Below are 21371 nucleotides of genomic sequence, written 5' to 3' on the forward strand. Positions count from 1 at the left end.
AACGCACGACATCCGCTTCCGGCGACGAGGATTTCAATGCCGCTCTACGCCTATAGCTGCAATTCCTGCGACAAAGAATTCGAGACATTGGTGCGCTCGGACGAAACTCCCGCCTGTCCGGCCTGCGGCGGCGTCGAATTGACGCGCCAGCTCTCGCTGATCGCCAAGCCGGCGAGCGGCGGCGAGACCGAAGCCTCCTGCGCCTCCATGGGCGGAGCGGGCGGCTGCGGCGCCTCCTGCCCCGCCTTCGCCGATTGCGGTTGAGCGCGAATTTCAGGCGTCTCGCCGCGAATAGTTCTATATCGACGGTTGACTTCGCGGAGGAGAGTGAGATTCTTTCCGCGTCGGCCCTCCGCCGGGTAGCCCCGGGGGAAATGACGGCTCATGCCGCTTTCTCTCGCGCAACGGATCGGATCGGAAGACGATCTATTTCATCCTGAAGGGAGAACATCCATTCGCCGTCCAATGAAGAGCACCGCGGCCCCACAGAAGGAGGGTCCGCGCATCAACCGGGAGATTCGCGCGCGCGAGGTGCAACTGATCGACTCGGAAGGCAAGAACCACGGCGTGGTTCCGTTTGTCGACGCCCTCTCTCTGGCGGAAACGGCAGCGCTCGATCTCGTCGAGATCGCGCCCAATTCCGAGCCGCCGGTCTGCAAAATTCTCGATTACGGCAGATTTCGATTTCTCGAGCAGAAAAAGGCCGCCGAGGCCCGCAAGAAGCAGAAGATCGTCGAGGTCAAGGAGATCAAGCTCCGCCCCGGCATCGACGAGCACGACTATGATGTGAAGATGAAAGCCGTGCAGCGCTTCTTCGAGGAGGGCGACAAGGTCAAGGTCACATTGCGTTTTCGTGGTCGCGAGATCGCGCATCAGGATATCGGCTACCGTCTGATGACGCGCGTCAAGGCGGAGACGGCGACTATCGCCAAGGTCGAGCTGGAGCCCTCTATGGAAGGCCGGCAGATGATCATGGTGCTGGCGCCGCGCTGACGCGGCTTCGGGCGGGGCCTCGATCCGCACTTGCCGAGGCCGCGTCTTTCAGTCTTTGTTGTCTTTCATGTCCATCGTCTCTCTCCGCGCGATTCTCTCCGGCGCGGCGCTTCTTTCGGCGCTCCCCGCCACGACCGGCGCCATCGCTCAGATGGCGCTGCCGGGCGCGGTCGCGCCGGCGCCGGCGGGTTCTGTCGCGGCCCCCGTCGAGCCGGGCGCCAAGCCCAAGCCGCGCGCCGCCGTGACGCCTGTCGCGCCCAAGCCGCCGAGCGAGGAGACGATTGTCGGCCGCGTCCTCTATCAGGATGGCGAGGCGCGCGGCTCGATCGAGCTGCAGAGGCGTGGCGGCGCGCTCGAGGTGGCGCGGCTGTCGCTCGTGGGCGATCGGCTGACGCGCTCTGGCGAGACCTGCCGGATCGAAGTGTCCGAGCCCTTGCGCCTGACGCTGCGTCAAACGAGCAGCGGGCTTCATCGCTTCGAGGTGGAATTTCCGGCCTGCCCCTTCAGCTTCGACGCGCTGGACGGCGCGATTCTGGCCAGCTCCGACGGCAGGGCGTGCGAGCTGAAGCAGGCCGATTGTCGCGCCGACCCCAATGGCCTGTGGGGCATGGGCGCCGGCGAGCTCGACCCCAAGCGCGCCGAAGAGATGCTGACCATGCGCGCCCGCATCGAGCAGACGGTGCGCAACGACTACAAGGCGCTCTACGACAAGATGAAATCCGAGAAGGCCCAGCGCAAGGAGCTCGTCCGCGAGCAGGCCGGCTTTTCCGCGCGCCGCGAGGAGATTTGCCGCTCATACGCCCAGGAGGCGGATTTCGGCTATTGCGCGTTGCGCGTGACGGAGGCGCGCGCGCTCACGCTCGGCACGGAGCTGGCGAACGGCTTCAAAAAGACAGCGGAAGCCGAGGGGAAGAAGAGGAAACGCTGAGGCCTGGATTGCGCTGGCGCGAAGGACTCGGCGCGAATCCTTCTCCCACTCGCGGAGAAGGTGGCCCGGCCATAGGGCGTCCACGAGGACGCCCGCGCGAGCCGCGGGCTTTGGCCGGGTCGGATGAGGGCGCCGGCCGTTTTCCGAGCATGACGCAGCTTCGAATCCACTCGAAACGCCCCTGATACGGAATGAAAAAAGGCCGCCAATCGCTGGCGGCCTTTTTCATTCTGCGCTGGCTCTCCCTCTCCGCTGTGAGGAGAGGGAGCAGCTCTCGCCTCACTCCGCCGCGGCGGGCGGCAGGCGCGGCGTGGTCGGGCGCGTCTCGGCTTCCGCGGCGCGCTGCGTGATGATGAGATCGTCGCGGCCCGTCGCAATGCCACGGAACTTCGCCATGGCCGCACCCGTGCCCGCCGGGATCAGCCGGCCGACGATGACATTCTCCTTGAGGCCGATGAGCGGATCGACCTTGCCATTGACCGCCGCCTCGGTGAGCACGCGCGTGGTCTCCTGGAAGGAGGCCGCCGAGAAGAAGGAGCGCGTCTGCAGCGAGGCCTTGGTGATGCCGAGCAGAACCGGCGTGCCATGGGCCGGCTTGCCGCCCTCCTCCAGCGCCTTGGCGTTGGCCTCCTCGAGCTCGGTGAGATCGACCTGCTCGCCATCGAGGAAGCCGGTGTCGCCAGCGTCGACGATATCGACCTTCTGCAACATCTGACGCACGATCACTTCTATGTGCTTGTCGTTGATGTTGACGCCCTGCAGCCGGTAGACCTCCTGAATCTCATTGACGAGGTAAGCGGCCAGCTCCTCCACGCCCTTGATCGCCAGAATGTCGTGCGGCGCCGGATTGCCGTCGACGATATAGTCGCCCTTCTCCACGACGTCGCCGTCCTGAAGATGGATGTGCTTGCCCTTGGGGATCAGATATTCGACCGGATCAGCGCCTTCCTCATGCGGGACGATGGAGAGGCGCTGCTTGTTCTTATAGTCGCGGCCGAATTGCACCGTGCCGGAGATTTCCGCGATGATCGCATGATCCTTCGGACGGCGCGCCTCGAACAGCTCGGCGACGCGCGGCAGACCGCCGGTGATGTCGCGGGTCTTGGCGCTCTCGAGCGAGATACGCGCGACAATGTCGCCGGCCTTGATCTGCCCGCCCGGCTCGACCGCGATGATCGACTCGACCGGCAGCGTGTAGCGAGCGTCGCCGCCGCGCTGCAGCTTGATGACCTTGCCGTCGGCGCCCTTGATGACGATCGCCGGCTTGAGGCTCGCCGAGCGCGTGTTGAGACGCCAATCCATGACGACGCGCTTGGTGATGCCCGTCGATTCGTCCGCCGTCTCCGTCACCGACTGGCCTTCGACCAGATCCTCGAAGCCGATGGCGCCGTCCACCTCGCTGACGATGGGACGCGTATAGGGGTCCCATTCCGCGATGCGGTCGCCGCGCTTGATCTTGTCGCCTTCGTCCACCTTCAGCCGCGCGCCATATTGGATGCGGTTGACGGCGCGCTCGACGCCGTCCGGCCCGACGATCACCGCCGCGACGTTGCGCGCCATGACGATGAGATCGCCATCCGAGTTGCGCGCCACATGGCGGTTGCGGATATGCACCGTGCCTTCGAAGTTGGACTCGATGAAGGACTGGTCCGCCAGCTGCGCCGCGCCGCCGATGTGGAAGGTGCGCATGGTGAGCTGCGTGCCCGGCTCGCCGATCGACTGCGCCGCGATGACGCCGACCGCCTCGCCCATATTGACGGGCGTGCCGCGGGCGAGATCGCGCCCGTAGCATTTGCCGCAGACGCCGTTCTTCGACTCGCAGGTCAGCACCGAGCGGATCTTCACCTCCTGAATGCCGGCGGCGTTGATCGGCTCGATATGCCACTCCTGAATCATCTCGCCATTGGGGACGATGATCTTGCCCTGCTGATCGCGCAGATCCTCCGCCGCGGTGCGGCCGAGAATGCGCGAGGTGAGCGAGGCGACGACCTGACCGGCGTCGATGATCGCCCGCATGCGAATGCCCTTCTCGGTGCCGCAATCGACCGTGGTGATGATCGAATCCTGCGCCACGTCGACGAGACGACGCGTGAGATAGCCCGAGTTCGCGGTCTTCAACGCCGTGTCCGACAGGCCCTTGCGGGAGCCGTGGGTGGAGTTGAAGTATTCGAGAACGGTGAGGCCCTCTTTGAAGTTCGAGATGATGGGGGTCTCGATGATCTCGCCCGAGGGCTTGGTCATGAGGCCGCGCATCGCCGCGAGCTGCTTCATCTGCGCGGGCGAGCCGCGCGCGCCCGAGTGGGACATCATATAGATGGAGTTGATCGGCAGATCGCGGCCATGCTCGTCCTTGCGGACGGTGGAGATGCGGATCATCATCTCCTCGGCGAGCTTCTCCGAGCACTTCATCCAGGCGTCGACGACCTTATTGTATTTCTCGCCCTGGGTGATGAGGCCGTCGTTGTACTGCTGCTCATATTCCTTGGTGGCGCTGCGCGTCTCGGTGATGATGCGCTCCTTCGTCTCCGGGATGACCATGTCATCCTTGCCGAAGGAGATGCCCGCCTTGAACGCCTCGCGGAAGCCGAGAGACATGATGCGATCGCAGAAGATGACCGTCTCCTTCTGACCGCAATTGCGGTAGACGGTGTCGATCATGTTGGAGATTTCCTTCTTCGTCATCAGCTTGTTGGCTGCGTCGAAGGGAATCTTGGGGTTGCGCGGCAGCAGCTGGCCGAGGATCAGACGGCCGGGCGTCGTGTCGAAGATTTTCGACACGCGCTCGCCCTTCTCGTTATAGGTCCAGGCGCGGCCCTTGATCTTGGTCTGCAGCGTGATCGACTTGGCGGCGAGCGCATGCTCGATCTCGCCCTGATCCGCGAAGGCCATGCCCTGGCCGGGCTCGCCGTCACGCTCCAGCGACAGATAATAGAGGCCGAGGACGATATCCTGCGACGGCACGATGATCGGCTGACCATTGGCCGGATGCAGAATATTGTTCGTCGACATCATCAGCACGCGCGCCTCGAGCTGCGCTTCCAGCGACAGCGGGACGTGCACGGCCATCTGATCGCCGTCGAAATCGGCGTTGAAGGCGGCGCAGACGAGCGGATGCAGCTGGATCGCCTTGCCCTCGATCAGCACCGGCTCGAAGGCCTGAATGCCGAGGCGATGGAGCGTCGGCGCGCGATTGAGCAGCACCGGATGCTCGCGGATCACCTCGTCGAGGATGTCCCACACCTCCGGCTTCTCTTTCTCGACCAGCTTCTTGGCCTGCTTCACCGTGGCCGAATGGCCCTTCGCGTCGAGGCGCGAATAGATGAAGGGCTTGAACAGCTCGAGCGCCATCTTCTTCGGCAGGCCGCATTGATGGAGCTTGAGCTCCGGGCCGACGACGATGACGGAGCGGCCGGAATAATCGACGCGCTTGCCGAGCAAATTCTGGCGGAAGCGGCCCTGCTTGCCCTTCAGCATGTCGGCGAGCGACTTCAGCGGGCGCTTATTGGCGCCGGTGATGACGCGGCCGCGGCGGCCATTGTCGAACAGTGCGTCGACGGCCTCCTGCAGCATGCGCTTCTCGTTGCGGATGATGATATCCGGCGCGCGCAGCTCGATCAGCCGCTTCAGACGATTGTTGCGGTTGATGACGCGGCGATAGAGATCATTGAGATCGGAGGTCGCGAAGCGGCCGCCGTCGAGCGGCACCAGCGGGCGCAGGTCCGGCGGAATGACCGGGACCTCCTTCAGGATCATCCACTCCGGCTTATTGCCGGACTGAATGAAGGCCTCGATGATCTTCAGGCGCTTGGCGAGCTTCTTGGGCTTGAGCTCGGTGGTCGCCTCGGCGATCTCCTGGCGCAGGCGCGCGGCGATGCCCTCGAGATCCATCGACTCGAGAATCTTGCGGATCGCCTCGGCGCCGATCATCGCCGTGAAATGGTCCTGCCCATATTCGTCCTGGGCGCGCAGATATTCGTCCTCGGTGAGGAGCTGACGCTCCTTCAAGGGCGTGAGGCCCGGATCGATGACGATGTAGGACTCGAAGTAGAGGATGCGCTCGAGGTCCTTCAGCGTCATGTCGAGCAGAAGGCCGATGCGCGAGGGCAGCGACTTCAGGAACCAGATATGCGCGACCGGCGCCGCGAGCGAGATATGGCCCATGCGGTCGCGGCGCACGCGCGCCAGCGTGACCTCGACGCCGCACTTCTCGCAGATGACGCCCTTGTATTTCATGCGCTTGTACTTGCCGCACAAGCACTCGTAATCCTTGATCGGGCCGAAGATGCGGGCGCAGAACAGGCCGTCGCGCTCCGGCTTGAAGGTCCGGTAGTTGATCGTTTCCGGCTTCTTGATCTCGCCGAACGACCAGGAGAGGATTTTCTCCGGGCTCGCGATCGAAATCTGAATCTGATCGAACGCCTGCGGCTGGACGACCGGATTGAAGAGATTCATGACCTCTTGCTGATTCATGGTCTTCTCCTAGAGACGCAGGACGGAAGAAGCTCGCTCGCCTCGCGATGTCTCTCCGCTACGTCCGTAAATCTTTTCGTGCGCGTCCCCTCTCCCACTTGTGGGAGAGGTCGGCCCGACGTCAGTCGGGTCGGCTGAGGATCCTTTGGGCGCGCATGCGGCGCCGGCCCTCATCCGACCCTCGCTGACGCGAGGGCCACCTTCCTCCCGCCCTGCGGGAGAAGGAAGAGTGGCGGCGTTATTCCGCCGCCTCGGCCGTCGTCTCGGGCGGCGGCTCGTCGCCCTCCTCGGGCTCGGCCGAGGTGAGCTCGACATTGAGCGCCAGCGAGCGCATTTCCTTGATGAGCACGTTGAAGCTCTCGGGAATGCCCGACTCGAAAGTGTCGTCGCCGCGCACGATGGACTCATAGACCTTGGTGCGGCCGGCGACGTCGTCGGATTTCACCGTCAGCATCTCCTGCAGCGTGTAGGCCGCGCCATAGGCCTCGAGCGCCCACACCTCCATCTCGCCGAAACGCTGTCCGCCGAACTGGGCCTTGCCGCCCAGCGGCTGCTGCGTGACCAGCGAATAGGGGCCGATCGAGCGCGCATGGATCTTGTCGTCGACGAGATGATGCAGCTTCAGCATATAGATGTAGCCGACCGTCACCTTACGATCGAAGGGCTCGCCCGTTCGCCCGTCGAAGAGCGTGACCTGACCCGAGGAGGAGAGCCCCGCCCGCGTCAGCATCTCGACAATGTCCTTCTCGCGCGCGCCGTCGAAGACCGGCGTCGCGATCGGCACGCCGCGGCGCAGATTCTTGGCGACTTCCACCAAGGTCGGCTCATCGAGGCTCTTCAGCGACTCGTTGGGGCCGTAGATGTCGACGAGCTTCTCCTTGAGCGGCGCCACATCCTTGCTGCGCAAATAGGCGTCGACGGCGGCGCCCACCTGCTTGCCGAGACCGGCGCAGGCCCAGCCCAGATGCGTCTCGAGAATCTGCCCGACATTCATGCGGCTCGGCACGCCGAGCGGATTCAGCACGATATCGACCGGCTGGCCGTCCTCGAGGAAGGGCATGTCCTCCTGCGGCACGATGCGCGAGACGACGCCCTTATTGCCGTGGCGTCCGGCCATCTTGTCGCCGGGCTGGATCTTGCGCTTCACCGCGACGAAGACCTTGACCATCTTCATCACGCCGGGCGGCAGCTCGTCGCCGCGCTGCAGCTTCTCGACCTTGTCGAGGAAGCGGTTCTCGAGACCCTTCTTCGACTCGTCATATTGCTTGCGCACGGCCTCTATGCCGGCCATCAGATGGTCGTCCTCGACGACGAAGGTCCACCACTGCGAGCGGGGATATTCGTCGAGGATCGCCTGGCTGAGCGGCTGGTCCTTCTTGAAGGTCTTCGGCCCGGCGATCGCCATCTTGCCGACCAGCATCTCGAAGAGACGGGCGTAGGTGTTGCGGTCGAGAATGGCGAGCTCGTCGTCGCGATCCTTGGCGAGACGCTCGATCTCCTCGCGCTCGATCGCCTGGGCGCGCTCGTCCTTCTCGACGCCGTGGCGATTGAACACGCGCACCTCGACGATCGTGCCCTGCACGCCCGGCGGCACGCGCAGAGACGTGTCGCGAACGTCGGAGGCCTTCTCGCCGAAGATGGCGCGGAGCAGCTTCTCCTCCGGCGTCATCGGGCTCTCGCCCTTGGGCGTGATCTTGCCGACGAGAATATCGCCCGCCTGCACTTCCGCGCCGATATAGACGATGCCGGCCTCGTCGAGATTCTTCAGCGTCTCTTCCGAGACGTTGGGAATGTCGCGGGTGATCTCCTCCGGGCCGAGCTTGGTGTCGCGCGCCATCACCTCGAATTCGTCGATATGGATCGAGGTGAAGACGTCGTCCTTGACGATGCGCTCGTTGAGAAGGATCGAGTCCTCGAAGTTGTAGCCGTTCCACGGCATGAAGGCGACGAGCACATTGCGGCCGAGCGCCAGATCGCCGAGATCGGTCGAGGGACCGTCGGCGATGATGTCGCCCTTCTTCACATAGTCGCCGACCTTCACCAGCGGCTTCTGATTGATGCAGGTCGACTGGTTCGAGCGCTGGAACTTCATCAGACGATAGATGTCGACGCCCGGCTTGGTCGGGTCCTGCTCTTCCGTCGCGCGAATGACGATGCGGGTCGCGTCGATCTGATCGACGACGCCGGCGCGGCGCGCGGCGATGGCGGCGCCCGAGTCGGCGGCGACCACCGGCTCCATGCCGGTGCCGACCAGCGGCGCGTCGGCCTTCACCAGCGGCACCGCCTGGCGCTGCATGTTGGAGCCCATCAGCGCGCGGTTGGCGTCGTCATTCTCCAAGAAGGGAATGAGCGCCGCGGCGACCGAGACGAGCTGCTTGGGCGACACGTCCATGGCGTCGACGCGCTCGCGCGGGACGAGCACGACATCGCCGGCGTGACGGCACAGCACCAGATCCTCGAGCAGATTGCCCTCCGCGTCGACCGGGGCGTTGGCCTGGGCGACGTGATATTTCTGCTCTTCCATGGCGGAGAGATAGGCGACCTCATCCGTCACCTTGCCGTCGCGCACGCGGCGATAAGGACCTTCGATGAAGCCGTATTTGTTCACCCGCGCGAAGGTGGCGAGCGAGTTGATGAGGCCGATGTTCGGACCTTCCGGCGTCTCGATCGGGCAGATGCGGCCGTAATGAGTCGGATGCACGTCGCGCACCTCGAAGCCGGCGCGCTCACGCGTCAGACCGCCCGGACCCAGCGCCGAGAGGCGGCGCTTATGGGTGATCTCCGACAGCGGATTGGTCTGGTCCATGAATTGCGAGAGCTGCGACGAGCCGAAGAACTCGCGCACCGCCGCCGCCGCCGGCTTGGCGTTGATGAGGTCCTGCGGCATCACCGTGTCGATGTCGACCGAGGACATGCGCTCCTTGATCGCGCGCTCCATTCGCAGGAGGCCGAGACGATACTGGTTCTCCATCAGCTCGCCGACGCTGCGCACGCGGCGATTGCCGAGATGGTCGATGTCGTCGATCTCGCCGCGTCCATCGCGCAGATCGACGAGCGCGCGCACGACGGCGACGATGTCCTCCTTGCGGAGGACGCGCATCGTGTCCGGCGCGTCGAGGTCGAGGCGCATGTTCATCTTCACGCGGCCGACGGCCGAGAGATCATAGCGCTCGGGATCGAAGAACAGCGAGTAGAACATCGCCTCCGCCGTATCCATCGTCGGCGGCTCGCCGGGACGCATGACGCGGTAGATGTCGAACAGCGCTTCCTCGCGCGAGGAGTTCTTGTCGACCGCCAGCGTGTTGCGGATGTAGGGACCGATGTTGATATGGTCGATGTCGAGCACCGGCAGCTCGTCGAAGCCCTTCTCGACCAGCAGCGGCAGCGACTTCACCGTGATCTCGTCGCCGGCCTCGGCGAAAATCTCGCCCGTCGAGGGATCATAGAGATCCTGCGCGAGGAACTGGCCGTAGAGATCCTCGGACTGGATCTTGATCGCCTTCACGCCCTTCTCGGCGAGCTGACGAGCGGCGCGCGCGGTGAGCTTCTTGCCCGCCTCGACGATCACTTCGCCGGTGTCGGCGTCGACGATGTCGTTGACGGCCTTCAGTCCCTTCAGCCGCTCCGGGTCGAAGGGCTGGCGCCAGCTGTCGCCGGAGGCCTTGAAGGTGATGGTGTTGTAGAAGGTGGAGAGAATCTCCTCGCCGTCCATGCCGAGCGCGAACAGCAGCGACGACGCCGGAATTTTTCGCCGACGGTCGATGCGCGCATAGACGATGTCCTTGGCGTCGAACTCTATGTCGAGCCAGGAGCCGCGATAGGGAATGATGCGCGCCGCGAACAGCAGCTTGCCGGAGGAATGGCTCTTGCCCTTGTCATGGTCGAAGAAGACGCCCGGCGAACGGTGCATCTGCGAGACGATGACGCGCTCCGTGCCATTGACGATGAAGGTGCCGTTCGCCGTCATGAAGGGCATGTCGCCCATATAGACGTCCTGCTCCTTGATGTCCTTGACGGATTTCGCCTGCGTGTCGGGATCGACATCGAACACGATGAGGCGCAGCGTCACCTTCAGCGGCGCGGCGAAGGTCATGCCGCGCTGGCGGCACTCGTCGACGTCGTATTTCGGCGGCTCGAACTCGTAGCGCACGAATTCGAGCAGAGCGACCTGCGAGAAATCGGAAATCGGGAAAACGGATTTGAAGACCGACTGCAGACCCTCGTCGGGACGCCCGCCCGCAGGCTCGTCGACGAGCAGGAACTGGTCGTAGGAAGCTTTCTGAACTTCGATCAGATTGGGCATTTCCGCGGCTTCGCGGATATGGCCGAAGAATTTGCGGACACGCTTGCGACCGGAGAAAGTCTGCGCCGAAGTCTGAGCCATGTCGCCTCTCGATCCTCTTATTGAAAGCGAATAGCGAGTTGCGAATAGCGAAAGGACCGGTGTCTTTCGCTATTCGCTATTCGCCATTCGCTCCTGGTCACACGTGCCGAAAACCCTCCCCCGCCATGGAGCGGGAGAGGGGAATTTTCGTCTTACTTGAGCTCGACCTTGGCGCCGACCTTCTCGAGGGCGGCCTTGATCTTCTCGGCCTCGTCCTTGGAAGCGCCTTCCTTGACCGGCTTGGGAGCGCCCTCGACCAGATCCTTGGCCTCCTTGAGGCCGAGGCCGGTGATCGCGCGGACCTCCTTGATGACCTCGATCTTCTTGTCGCCGGCGGCGGCCAGAATGACGTTGAACTCGGTCTTCTCCTCGACCGGGGCCGCGGCGGCGGCGGCGCCCGGAGCGGCGGCCACCGCGACGGCGGCGGCGGCCGAGACGCCCCACTTCTCCTCGAGGAGCTTCGCCAGCTCGGCGGCCTCGAGCACGGTCAGGCTCGACAGGTCTTCGACGATCTTTTCGAGATTAGCCATGTTGCTTCAGTCCTTCGAATTCGGTTCTGCTTGGTTGGATTTGCGCCGCCTGTCAGGCCGCGGTCGCGTCTTTGTCGGCATAGGCCTGGACCACGCGCGCCAGCTTCGAGGCCGGAGCGGTCGTGAGCTGCGCCAGCTTGGTCGCGGGAGCCTGGATGAGGCCCACGAGCTTTGCGCGCAGCTCGTCGAGCGACGGGAGAGTCGCGAGCGACTTCACACCGTCGGGGTCGAGGGCTTGGGCGCCGAGCGCGCCGCCGAGGATGACGAATTTGTCGTGATCCTTGGCGAAGGCTGCGGCCACCTTGGGCGCCGCCACCGGATCGTCCGAATAGGCGATCAGGGTCGGCCCCTTGAGAAGGGGGCCGATGGAGGCGACGCTCGTGCCGTCGAGAGCGATTTTGGCGAGGCGGTTCTTGGCGACCTGCACGGAAGCGCCAGATTCACGAGCCTGCTTGCGCAGCTTCTGCATCTGGGCGACGGTCAGGCCGGAGTAATGCGCCACGACGACGACCGGGGTCTTCGCAAAGACCTCGTTCAGCGCCGCGACGGCTTGCTTTTTCTCCGCTCTGTCCACGGTTGCTCTCTCCTCGAGCGGGGACGAGCCCCGCCGTTGCGATGAGCCGTCGCATCGCCGCGGGAGCGGCGGAAACGACGGCGCCGTAGATCCTGTCCCCTCGGCTGAGGCCGAAACGGCCTCGCCTCGGATCAGAGGGGCGCCAACCAAATTCGAAAGACCGCGCGCGAGCTTTGAAAAGCGCCGCGCCGGCCCTACAATTCCGGTCTTCCCCGTCTATGCAGGCCGCTCGTCGGGGGCGGAAGGCTCCGCCGTCCAGCGAGCCGATTGAGCCGTCCTCGGGGTGAGCCTCGGACAGGCGCCGGCAGTCTCGGACAGGACATGGCCGGACGGGACGCGAGGAATCTCCCCCGGGTCCGCCGGCCTATCCACCGTCTCGCCTTCTCCCGCATCTGGGGACTCGGTTCGACGGAAGCTGATATCTGAAAACGGGGTCGCGAACGCTGGCCGACCCCGGAAAGGCCTTATTAAAGGCGGCCACGACGTTTGCCAAGCAAAAATTTTGCCCCGGCCCGCCCGTCCGCCCTGCGTCAAAGCTAAGGTCCAGCCCTGAAAAAGCCGCGACTCTCCAGGAGGATCGCTCGAGCTTCGACATAGGCGATCTTCGCAAAGCCGAAAGCGATGACGAAACCGATGATCGAGTGACCGAGAGCCCGGCGCAGCGCCTCGTTGAGGTTCTCTAGACCGCTGCTACGGGCCGCGAGGAGTCTTCGATCGACAATGCCGCCTCGCGCGCAGGGCTTTTCGAACATTTTGAGTCTCGCAATTCAGACAATAGCGATGCTTTCGCATCATAGCGAAAAAAAGACGTTCTGTTCACCTCGAATCTTTCCCGCGGATCATTTGGCGAAAATGCTTGTTCGAACACATGAATTGTCGAAACTCGCGCTCCGGCGCGGCGCGCGGCTTCGCGCGGCGCGCTCGAGAGCGCGCGGCGGTTTCGATCATTTCAGGCGTCGCGCCGCGGTTTCGCCGCAGACCGCCAGGCCCGTCGACCCGAAGACATAGCCGCGCACGGACACCCGAGGGGCGGGGGGATTCGTTCGATGGGCGGGAGGCGGCATGAGATATCCAGCCAACAGAATTTTATACGAATATTGGAGGGGGCTCAAAGGCGAGCGCGCCGCCCCCGACTGCCACACGATGGATTTGGCGAAAGCCTTCGTCACGCTTTCGGACGCCTTCGTCATAGAGACGGAGCTGAGCTATTTCGTTCCGGCCGGACTCTGCGGCGCACGCGTCGGCGCCTTTTGGCCGCCCGAGCGGCGGAGCCGTTCTTTTCTCGGAATATGGAGCGAGTCCGGGCGCGAGGATGTGAAAACGATCCTGCGCATCGTCACGGACGACACGACCCCTGTCATCGCCGGAGCCAAGGGTTTTCTGGTGGGAGGGATCGAAATCGTCGATTTCGAGCTCTTGCTCCTGCCGATCCGCTATTTCGGAAAAACACATGCGCGCGTTCTCGGCTCCCTGGCGCCCGGCGAGCGGCCGCTATGGCTCGGGCGCACGCCGGTCGAGGCGCTGAATATCGTGTCGCTGCGCGTGCTCGGCGAGGAAACGGCGCTGGTTTTGCCTCTCGCGCCCGGAACGCCGACGCGCGATCTGCAGAGGCGGCCGCGCTTCACCGTCTATGAAGGGGGCGCGGAAGGCTCGACGCGAGAGGACGATCCCTCGCGTCGATAATCTCACGGCGTCGACGGCTCGATCGCGAGCCGCCGCGCATCACGCCTGCGTCGCGCCGAGCGTCGCCACATCCACCTTGACGCCGGGCCCCTGGGTGGAGCTGAGCGCCACCCGCTGGATATAGGTGCCCTTGGAGCCGGCGGGCTTGGCCTTGGCGACCGCATCCACGAAGGCGCGGATATTCTCGGCGAGCTTGCCCTCCTCGAAGGAGGTCTTGCCCACCGTGCCCTGCACAATGCCGGCCTTCTCGACGCGGAACTCGACGGCGCCGCCCTTGGAGGCCTTCACCGCGCCGGCGACGTCCATCGTCACCGTGCCGACCTTGGGGTTCGGCATCAGGCCGCGCGGGCCGAGCACCTTGCCGAGGCGGCCGACCAGCGGCATCAGCTCGGGCGTGGCGATGCAGCGATCGAACTCGATCGTGCCGCCCTGGACGATGGTGACGAGATCCTCGGCGCCGACGATATCCGCGCCGGCGGCCTTGGCCTCATCGGCCTTGGGACCGCGGGCGAAGACGGCGACGCGCAGCGTGCGGCCGGTGCCATTCGGCAGATTGACGACGCCGCGCACCATCTGGTCCGCATGCTTGGGGTCGACGCCGAGATTCATCGCGATCTCGATCGACTCGTCGAATTTGGCGGTGGCGTTGGCGCGAACCAGCTTGATCGCTTCCTCGACCGGGTAGAGCTTGGTGCGCTCGACGGCCTGACGCGCGTTGGCGATGCGTTTTCCGATATGGGCCATGATCTCACCCCACCACTTCGAGGCCGATGGAACGGGCGGAGCCCTCGATCATCGACGCGGCCGAGTCGACCGACGTCGTGTTGAGGTCCTGCATCTTCTTCTCGGCGATCTCGCGGATCTGCGCGCGCGTGACCTTGCCGACGAAGCCGCGGCCCGTCGTCTTGGAGCCGGACTGAATGCCGGCGGCCTTCTTGAGGAAGTAGGAGACCGGCGGCTGCTTCAGCTCGAAGGTGAAGGAGCGGTCCTGAAAGGCGGTGATGATGACGGGGATGGGCGTCCCCTTCTCCATCTGGCCCGTCTTGGCGTTGAACGCCTTGCAGAATTCCATGATGTTGAGGCCGCGCTGACCGAGCGCGGGACCGATCGGCGGCGACGGATTGGCCGCGCCCGCCGGCACTTGCAGCTTGATGTAGCCGGCGATTTTCTTCGCCATGTCTCATCTCCAACATTGAGCGGCCCCGGGAACGCTTCCGCGCCCTAGGCCGCCGGTTGCAGTTCGTGGTCCGACGCGTGATCCCCCTGGCGACAGGGGCGCGCCCGCCACGGCTTTTTCCTTCCCCCGCTCGTGGGAGAAGGATTCTCCGAATCGGATCGCGAGCCTTCCGGCTCCTCAGCGATCCGTCAAACCTTCTCCACCTGCGCGAATTCCAGCTCCACAGGCGTCGGCCGTCCGAAGATGGACACCGCAACCTTGAGCCGCGAGCGGGCGTCGTCGACCTCTTCCACCACGCCGTTGAAGGAGGCGAAGGGACCGTCGGCGACGCGGACCGTCTCGCCGATCTCGAAAGAGATGGAGGGCTTGGGGCGCTCGACGCCATCGGCCACCTGGCCTTTGATGCGCATCGCCTCCGCCTCGCTGATCGGCATGGGCTTATTGTCGGCGCCGAGGAAGCCGGTGACTTTCGGCGTGTTCTTGATGAGCGAGAAGACCTGGTCGGAGAGGTCGCATTTCACCAGCACATAGCCGGGGAAGAATTTGCGCTCCGAGCTGACCTTACGGCCGCGGCGCACCTCGACGACCTGCTCGGTCGGCACGAGAATCTCCTCGAACTGATCGGTGAGATTGCGCTGCGCGGCGCCCTCGCGAATGGAGTCGGCGACCTTCTTCTCGAAGTTCGAATAGGCGTGGACGATATACCAGCGCATGCTCACGGCGCGACAAGCTCCAAAATTTTCGCTCTCGACGATCGGCGCGCCGGCGGGTTCCCGGCCTTACTGGCCGATCCGCAGCAGCAAGCCGACGGCGACGCGAAGCCCCTGATCGACGACGACGAAGAAAATGCTCGCGGCCAGCACCATGAGGACCACCAGGCCAGAGGTGATCAAGGTCTCGCGGCGGGTCGGCCACACCACCTTGCTCGCTTCCGAGCGCACTTCTTGCAGGAACTGAAACGGATTGGCCATGCTTCACCGAGCCGAGAGTTTCACCGAGCCGAGGACCGCGGCCACGGGACTCATCGGGACCGCCACAAAACAGTCGCGGCGCGAGGCCTCAGGCCGCGCGCCACGTATCTGGTGCTTATAATCGAGTAAGGCGGGGCCGCCAAGCGGAAATTCAGGCCCCCTCCGCGACGGATTGGGGCGGGCCGAGTTTCATGCTAATAGGAATGGCATGCGCATCGACCTGACGCCAGAACAAGAGGCTTGGCTCCGAGCCCATGTCGCCAGCGGCGACTTCGGCTCTGTGGAGGAGGCTGCGCGGCGCCTCATCGACGATCGTATAGCAGAGCTTTCGGCCAGCGGAAGAGCGCAGCGCGAGGCGCTGATGGTCGGCGAGCTCGGCGAGGACGATCTCGACGCGATCGCCAGAACGGAAATGGCGGAGCGCCACAGCCATCTCGATCGTGAGCTGAAGTAGGCGCGTGTCCCTACCCATTCCCGAGGCCGGCCTCGTCATCTGCTACGCCTATCTCTGGCGCGCCGAGCATCGAAGAGGCCTGGACGAAGGTGTCAAGAACCGTCCTTGCGCCATTGTGCTCGCCAAGCAGATTCAGGCCGATAGAACGCTGGTGACGGTCGTTCCCGTCACGCATCGGGAACCGGACAACCTCGACGAGGCGGTCGAGATTCCGCTCGCGACGAAGCGCCGTCTCGGACTCGATCCCAGCAGATCCTGGGTCATCGTGAACGAGGTCAATCGCTTCGTCTGGCCGGGCGTCGATCTCCGCCCCGTCTCGCGGAATGAGCCCGGACAGTTCGATTATGGCGTTCTGCCGCCTTCGATTTTCAACGAGATCAAGGCAAAGCTGCTGGCCTGCGCGAAAGCGCAGCGGCTCGCAGCCGTCAATCGCACGAAATAGAGATTCACCCGGCCGCCGACGCGCCATTGTGCTTGGCGAACCAGGCGCGCGCCTCGTCGCGCGTGCGCTCCAGCTCGCGCAAGGCGCCGTTCAGCTTCGCCTCGTAGTCGGCGAAGCTCTCGCTCGGATCGAAGACATCCGCCGCCAACGAATAAGGGGTTGCGATCTTGAGCTCGGCGCGCAGGCCTTCCTCGGTCTCCACCGCCGCAAAATAGAATTTCGCCATTGCTGCCGCTCCTCGAAAACAGGCGCCGCAGAGTCAAGATAGGACAGCCAGAGCCTCCGCCAATGCGACGAATCCGCCGATGTCGATCTCCTCGGCGCGGCGCGTCTCCTCTATGCCCGCCCGCGCCAGCAGAGCGGCGACGTCGAGGCCCGGCTTCGGCAGCGACTTCAGGCTCTGACGCAGCATTTTGCGCCTCTGGCCGAAGGCCGCGCGCGTCACCTGCGACAAGAGCCTCGGATCGCAGGAGAGCGGCGAGGCGTTGGGAACGAGCTCCACGACGGAGGACGTCACCTTGGGCGGCGGCGTGAAGGCCGAGGGCGAGAGGTCGAACAAAATGCGCGCGCGCGTCCGCCATCCGCAGAGCACGGCGAGACGGCCATAATCGGCGCGCTGCGCCGGCGTCGCGACAATGCGCTCGGCGACCTCGCGCTGGAACATCAGCACATAGCGGTCGAACACCGAAGGCCAAGGCTCCGCCTCGACCCAGCGCGCCAGCAGCTCGGTGGCGATATTGTAAGGAAGATTCGCGCAGATGCGCGCCGGCCCGCCGAGCCCATGCAGCCGCGCCAGCTCCGCCGGATCGAGCGCCAGCGCATCGCCCTCTATGATGACGAGGCGGCCTGGATAGCGCGCCTCTATCTCGCGCAGCGCCGGAATGCAGCGCGCGTCGCGCTCCACCGCAATGACGCGCCCCGCCCCTTCGGCGAGCAGCGCGCGGGTGAGGCCGCCGGGCCCCGGTCCGATCTCGATGATCGTGGCGCCTTCGAGCGGCCCGGCGGCCCGGGCGATGCGGGCGGTGAGATTGAGATCGAAGAGGAAATTCTGGCCGAGCGCCTTGCTGGCCATGAGCCCATGGCGCGCGACCACCTCGCGCAATGGCGGCAGATCGTCGATCATCGCGCCGTCATTCGGTCGGCGAGGCGGATCGCCTCGATGAGGCTCGTCGCCTCGGCGACGCCCTTGCCGGCGATGTCGAAAGCCGTGCCATGGTCCGGCGATGTGCGCACGAAGGGTAGGCCGAGCGTGACATTGACGCCGCGATCGAAGGCCAGCGTCTTTATGGGGATCAGCGCCTGGTCATGCGTCGGGCAGATGGCGACGTCATAGCGCGCGCGGGCGGCGGCGTGGAACATCGTATCGGCCGGGTGCGGGCCGGTGGCGTCTATCCCCCGCGCCCGCAGCTCCGCGATGGCGGGGGCGATCACGTCTATCTCCTCGCGGCCCATGGCGCCGCTCTCGCCGGCGTGCGGGTTGAGGCCGGCGAAAGCCAGGCGCGGCGAAGCGAGGCCGAAGCGGGAGGAAAGATCGGCGGCGACGATCACGCCCGTCTCCACCAGCAGCTCGCGGGTCAGCAGGCGCGGAACCTCGGCGAGCGCCACATGGATCGTCGCCGGAACGACGGCGAGCTCTTCCGAATAGAGCATCATCACCGGGCGGAAGCGGCGACCGTAGCGCCGCTCCGCCAGCGCGGCCAGAAACTCCGTATGGCCCGGATGCGCGAAGCCGGCGGCGTAGAGCACATTTTTGGCGATCGGATTGGTGACGAGCGCGCGCGCTTTCCCCTCCGCGACCGGCTCGACGGCTCGCTCTATGGAGAGGATCGTCGCCGCGGCGTCGGCAGGCTCGGGCGCGCCCGGAGCGCCACGAACCGAGAGCCCGAGCGGGACGACTGGCAGCGCCGAGTCGAAAACCGCCGCCGCCCCCTCCGGCGCGACCTCGCGCAGCGCGATCTCGAGCCCGAGCGCCGCCGCCGTCCGCGCGAGCTGCGCCGGATCGGCGAGCACGAAGAAGGGCGGCAGAGCCCGCGCCGCGCGCGCGGCATAAGCCTTCAACGTCAGCTCCGGGCCGATGCCGGAAGGGTCGCCCTGGGTGAGCGCGAGGGGAAGCGTGGTCACTTTATCGTCGTCCCGAGTCTTGCGCGGGCGAAACCTTCCCGCGGTCACGAAGTCCTGGCCTTCGAGATACCGATAGATCACGACGAAAGGCGAAACCACCCCTATCCGCTCAATGCGGTTCCGCGTCGCGGGATGATCGGCGAGCCGCCGGTAGAGGGTTCAAAGACGCTGCGGTGTTTGCCGACAGTCGGAGGTTCGGCGACGCCGTCGAGATAAGCGAGAACTCTCGCCAGATCGACATGGCTCTTTCGCGCGACCTCGGGCCTTTCACGCGACAAAGAGACGCGCCTTCAGCACGCCTCGGCGCGGACCAAAGCGTCGAGTTGCGAGAGATGCTCGTCCAGCGTCGTTGCTCCGCCGGCCGCGGCCTCCTCCACCGCCACATCGACGAGAAGTTTCGCCCAAGCCAGACGAGCGACAACGAGATCAACGAAGGCAGAACGACCATCTCACATTCAAAATTGACTCGGAAAAGGACCTGTTACTGGCCACGCACCGAATACGGATCGGTCGTCGAGGCAGACACCCGAATCGTCATGCCAGGTTTAAAATTCGGCGACAGTCGTTCCGCTGGAATCTGAATGCGCTGCGAATAGTTTTTTCCGTCGGCGGGCGACACGTACTCGACGAACATTACAAAATGTCTCTTGACCGGAAATTCGGATGTTCGATCAAGTTCGCGCTCACTGGCCGAGTCGCAGGGGATCGAGCCCGGCGGCACGGGTTTGTGATACCGCTCTTCTGGCCAGCCATTCTTAATTTTTGGGCGGTAGTAGTCGCACAGCTGTTCCGCTTTCGTGATGCGAGCGTCAATGGTTCGATATGGATCGAACAGACCGATAAGCGCGTTGAAGACGACCAAGCCCACGGCGCCGAACACGAATCTGACAACGCCGCGCACATGATCGTCGTGCGTTAGAAACTCTAAGAAGCGTCTGGCCTTCTGTCCTGCTGGATCGCCGTCCATCATCTACCCGGAACTGACACACGTCGGCGCGCGCTGTGCCAAGTTTAGAGTTCTCGAGTTTCGTACCAGCCAGCGCCGTCGGCGCTTGGCAAGATAGCTATCGAGTGGCGCTGTTGAAAGGGCTGCTTCTGACGCATTGGCGAAATTCAAATCGACCCGCTATCCGCCCTCGGCATGCCGATGTCCCGGTCGAAAAAATCCTGCGTCGATCGCCTCACTCGCTCCCCGGCGGGCGATAGGTCAATATATCGTCCGCCTTCAGCCAGCCCTGCGTGCCTTCCTTGAACTGCGCCTGGGCGCGCGTCGCTTGCGTGCGCGCCTCGACATATTTGCCGGCGACGAAGAGGCCCTCGGCCGCCGCGAGCTGCGCCTTGGCGTTCTCGCCCTTGCGGAAATAGGCCATGGACAGAAACTCCCAGGCGTCGGCGCTGTCCTCGTCGCGCTGCGTGGCGTTGGCGAGCACGCTCACCGCCTCGTTCAGCAGCTTGGGATCGTCGGCCGAGACCAGCGCATGGCCGAGCAGCACGCGGATCGGCGTCGCCGCCGGCCCGGCGATGGCCGCCGCCTTGCGCAAAGGCGCGATGGCCTGATTGGCGCGGCCGGCCTCCAGCAAAATCTGCCCTTTCAGCTCCCAGAAGTACGGGTTCTTCGGATCGGCCGCGACGAGCGCGTCGGCGCCGCGCAAAGCATCCTCCAGCCGGCCGAAGCGATTGTCGGCGATGACGCGGGCGTAGCGCGCCGGCAGCGAAAGATCGGAGATCGGATAGCGCCGCGCCGCCTCGCCGGAATTGCCCATGAAGCCGACGAGCTTGGCGCGCATCAGATCGTGACGCGCCTGCAGCGCCGGCGAATCCGGGACATCGAAATAGGGCGACTGCTTGGCCGCCCAATCGAGATTGGAGATGCGCTCATTGGGCAGCGGATGCGATTGCAGATATGGGTCGATCGCCGTCGTCTTGAACAAGGATTCGCTGGCGAAACGGTTGAACACTTCCAGCATGCCCTTGGCGGATTGATGCGTCGCCGTGAGGAAGCGCACCGCCATGCGATCGGCGGCCTGCTCCTCGCCGCGCTGATAGGCGAGCAGCGAGCGCTTCACCGCCTCCTGCGGGCCGAGCAAAACTCCGGCGGCGCCGGCCGAATCCATGCCCACCTGCCCGTCGCGACGATTGAACGCGCCGCGCGCGGCGACCATGGCGCCGGCGCTGGCCAGCATTCCGGCGACGGAGAGGATGGTTGCCTTGGCGAGCTCCTGCCGCCCGCGCGCCAAATGGCCGCCGGCGATATGGCCGGTCTCATGCGCGAGGACGCCGATGATCTCATTGGGCGTCTTCGCCTCCATCAGCGCGCCGGTGTTGATGAAGATCTTTTGTCCGTCGGCGACGAAGGCGTTGAAGGAGCGGTCGCCGACCAGAATGATCTTGGCCGCCTCGCTGTGAATCCCCGCCGCCTTCAGCACGGGGGCGGTGTAGTCCCGCAATAATTGCTCGATCTCCGCGTCGCGGATGATCGACACATGCGGACCGTCATCCTCCGCGCGCGCGGGCGCGCAGAGCGCGAAAATCAGGAGACCGGTGAGAAGCGTCCGCCGCTTGCCGCTGCTTTTGCGATCCATGGGCAAAGAGTGGCGTAAGCGGGGACGGAAAGCAAACAGCCCTGTCACAGCCGAGCTGTCGC

19 protein-coding genes are annotated in these 21371 nt (G+C 64.8%); 6 read left to right on the plus strand and 13 right to left on the minus strand.

Features of this window, described 5'->3' with window-relative positions; genetic code table 11:
* Positions 1–36: 36 nt before the first annotated feature.
* The 3 genes from ACT53T_RS00355 (at position 37) to ACT53T_RS00365 (ending at position 1921) form a co-directional block, all read left to right on the plus strand.
* Positions 37–264, plus strand: a complete 228-nt coding sequence (locus ACT53T_RS00355) for an FmdB family zinc ribbon protein (RefSeq protein ID WP_400765384.1) — start codon at positions 37–39, stop codon at positions 262–264.
* A 201-nt stretch (positions 265–465) separates the two neighbouring features.
* Positions 466–993 (plus strand): translation initiation factor IF-3, encoded by a 528-nt coding sequence (infC, locus tag ACT53T_RS00360; protein WP_024881579.1) that lies wholly within the window; start codon positions 466–468, stop codon positions 991–993.
* Between the two features lie 67 nt (positions 994–1060).
* Positions 1061–1921 (plus strand): hypothetical protein, encoded by an 861-nt coding sequence (locus ACT53T_RS00365; RefSeq protein ID WP_476159414.1) that lies wholly within the window; start codon positions 1061–1063, stop codon positions 1919–1921.
* Positions 1922–2200: 279 nt separating this feature from the next.
* On the opposite strand, the gene rpoC is transcribed toward ACT53T_RS00365, so the two are convergent.
* The 4 genes from rpoC to rplJ all read right to left on the minus strand — a co-directional run bounded on the left by rpoC (position 2201) and on the right by rplJ (position 11879).
* Complete coding sequence (gene rpoC / locus ACT53T_RS00370; protein ID WP_476159415.1) at positions 2201–6391, minus strand: DNA-directed RNA polymerase subunit beta'; 4191 nt, start codon at positions 6389–6391, stop codon at positions 2201–2203.
* 238 nt (positions 6392–6629) lie between these two features.
* Positions 6630–10775, minus strand: a complete 4146-nt coding sequence (gene rpoB / locus ACT53T_RS00375; RefSeq protein WP_036293267.1) for a DNA-directed RNA polymerase subunit beta — start codon at positions 10773–10775, stop codon at positions 6630–6632.
* Between the two features lie 152 nt (positions 10776–10927).
* Complete coding sequence (gene rplL, locus ACT53T_RS00380; protein ID WP_018267526.1) at positions 10928–11305, minus strand: 50S ribosomal protein L7/L12; 378 nt, start codon at positions 11303–11305, stop codon at positions 10928–10930.
* A gap of 52 nt (positions 11306–11357) precedes the next feature.
* Entirely contained in the window at positions 11358–11879 is a 522-nt protein-coding gene (rplJ, locus tag ACT53T_RS00385; RefSeq protein ID WP_476159416.1) for a 50S ribosomal protein L10, read from the minus strand.
* 1062 nt (positions 11880–12941) lie between these two features.
* Between rplJ and ACT53T_RS00390 the strand changes: the two genes are divergently transcribed.
* Complete coding sequence (locus ACT53T_RS00390) at positions 12942–13562, plus strand: PAS domain-containing protein (protein WP_400765377.1); 621 nt, start codon at positions 12942–12944, stop codon at positions 13560–13562.
* Between the two features lie 39 nt (positions 13563–13601).
* Here the strand turns inward: ACT53T_RS00390 and rplA are convergent, their stop codons facing one another.
* From rplA to secE, 4 genes are all read right to left on the minus strand, one after another.
* Positions 13602–14306 carry a 50S ribosomal protein L1 gene (gene rplA, locus ACT53T_RS00395; RefSeq protein WP_476159418.1) on the minus strand — a complete coding sequence of 235 codons (705 nt, stop codon included), beginning with the start codon at positions 14304–14306 and terminating at the stop codon, positions 13602–13604.
* A 4-nt stretch (positions 14307–14310) separates the two neighbouring features.
* Positions 14311–14739: a 50S ribosomal protein L11 gene (gene rplK, locus ACT53T_RS00400; RefSeq protein ID WP_108915968.1), complete on the minus strand. Its 429-nt coding sequence runs from the start codon at positions 14737–14739 to the stop codon at positions 14311–14313.
* 188 nt (positions 14740–14927) lie between these two features.
* Complete coding sequence (gene nusG, locus ACT53T_RS00405; protein WP_026191590.1) at positions 14928–15458, minus strand: transcription termination/antitermination protein NusG; 531 nt, start codon at positions 15456–15458, stop codon at positions 14928–14930.
* A gap of 60 nt (positions 15459–15518) precedes the next feature.
* Positions 15519–15710, minus strand: a complete 192-nt coding sequence (secE, locus tag ACT53T_RS00410; RefSeq protein ID WP_018267518.1) for a preprotein translocase subunit SecE — start codon at positions 15708–15710, stop codon at positions 15519–15521.
* A gap of 208 nt (positions 15711–15918) precedes the next feature.
* Here secE and ACT53T_RS00415 point away from each other — a divergent pair, with 208 nt between their 5' ends.
* Positions 15919–16164: a hypothetical protein gene (locus ACT53T_RS00415; protein WP_400765372.1), complete on the plus strand. Its 246-nt coding sequence runs from the start codon at positions 15919–15921 to the stop codon at positions 16162–16164.
* 4 nt (positions 16165–16168) lie between these two features.
* Positions 16169–16606 carry a hypothetical protein gene (locus tag ACT53T_RS00420; RefSeq protein WP_476159421.1) on the plus strand — a complete coding sequence of 146 codons (438 nt, stop codon included), beginning with the start codon at positions 16169–16171 and terminating at the stop codon, positions 16604–16606.
* Between the two features lie 4 nt (positions 16607–16610).
* Here ACT53T_RS00420 and ACT53T_RS00425 read toward each other — a convergent pair whose 3' ends face one another.
* From ACT53T_RS00425 to ACT53T_RS00445, 5 genes are all read right to left on the minus strand, one after another.
* Complete coding sequence (locus tag ACT53T_RS00425) at positions 16611–16832, minus strand: hypothetical protein (RefSeq protein ID WP_400765370.1); 222 nt, start codon at positions 16830–16832, stop codon at positions 16611–16613.
* A 33-nt stretch (positions 16833–16865) separates the two neighbouring features.
* Entirely contained in the window at positions 16866–17729 is an 864-nt protein-coding gene (gene rsmA, locus ACT53T_RS00430; RefSeq protein ID WP_476159423.1) for a 16S rRNA (adenine(1518)-N(6)/adenine(1519)-N(6))-dimethyltransferase RsmA, read from the minus strand.
* Entirely contained in the window at positions 17726–18727 is a 1002-nt protein-coding gene (gene pdxA / locus ACT53T_RS00435; RefSeq protein ID WP_476159424.1) for a 4-hydroxythreonine-4-phosphate dehydrogenase PdxA, read from the minus strand. The genes rsmA and pdxA overlap by 4 nt, the downstream gene beginning before the upstream one ends.
* Positions 18728–19208: 481 nt before the next feature.
* On the minus strand, positions 19209–19697 hold the full coding sequence (locus tag ACT53T_RS00440) for a hypothetical protein (RefSeq protein ID WP_476159426.1): 489 nt from the start codon (positions 19695–19697) through the stop codon (positions 19209–19211).
* Positions 19698–19908: 211 nt separating this feature from the next.
* The gene (locus ACT53T_RS00445) at positions 19909–21309 is read right to left on the minus strand and encodes a M48 family metalloprotease (RefSeq protein WP_476159428.1); all 1401 of its coding nucleotides are present in this window, start codon (positions 21307–21309) and stop codon (positions 19909–19911) included.
* Positions 21310–21371: the final 62 nt, after the last annotated feature.

This window comes from Methylosinus sp. DMC45, from assembly GCF_056313885.1.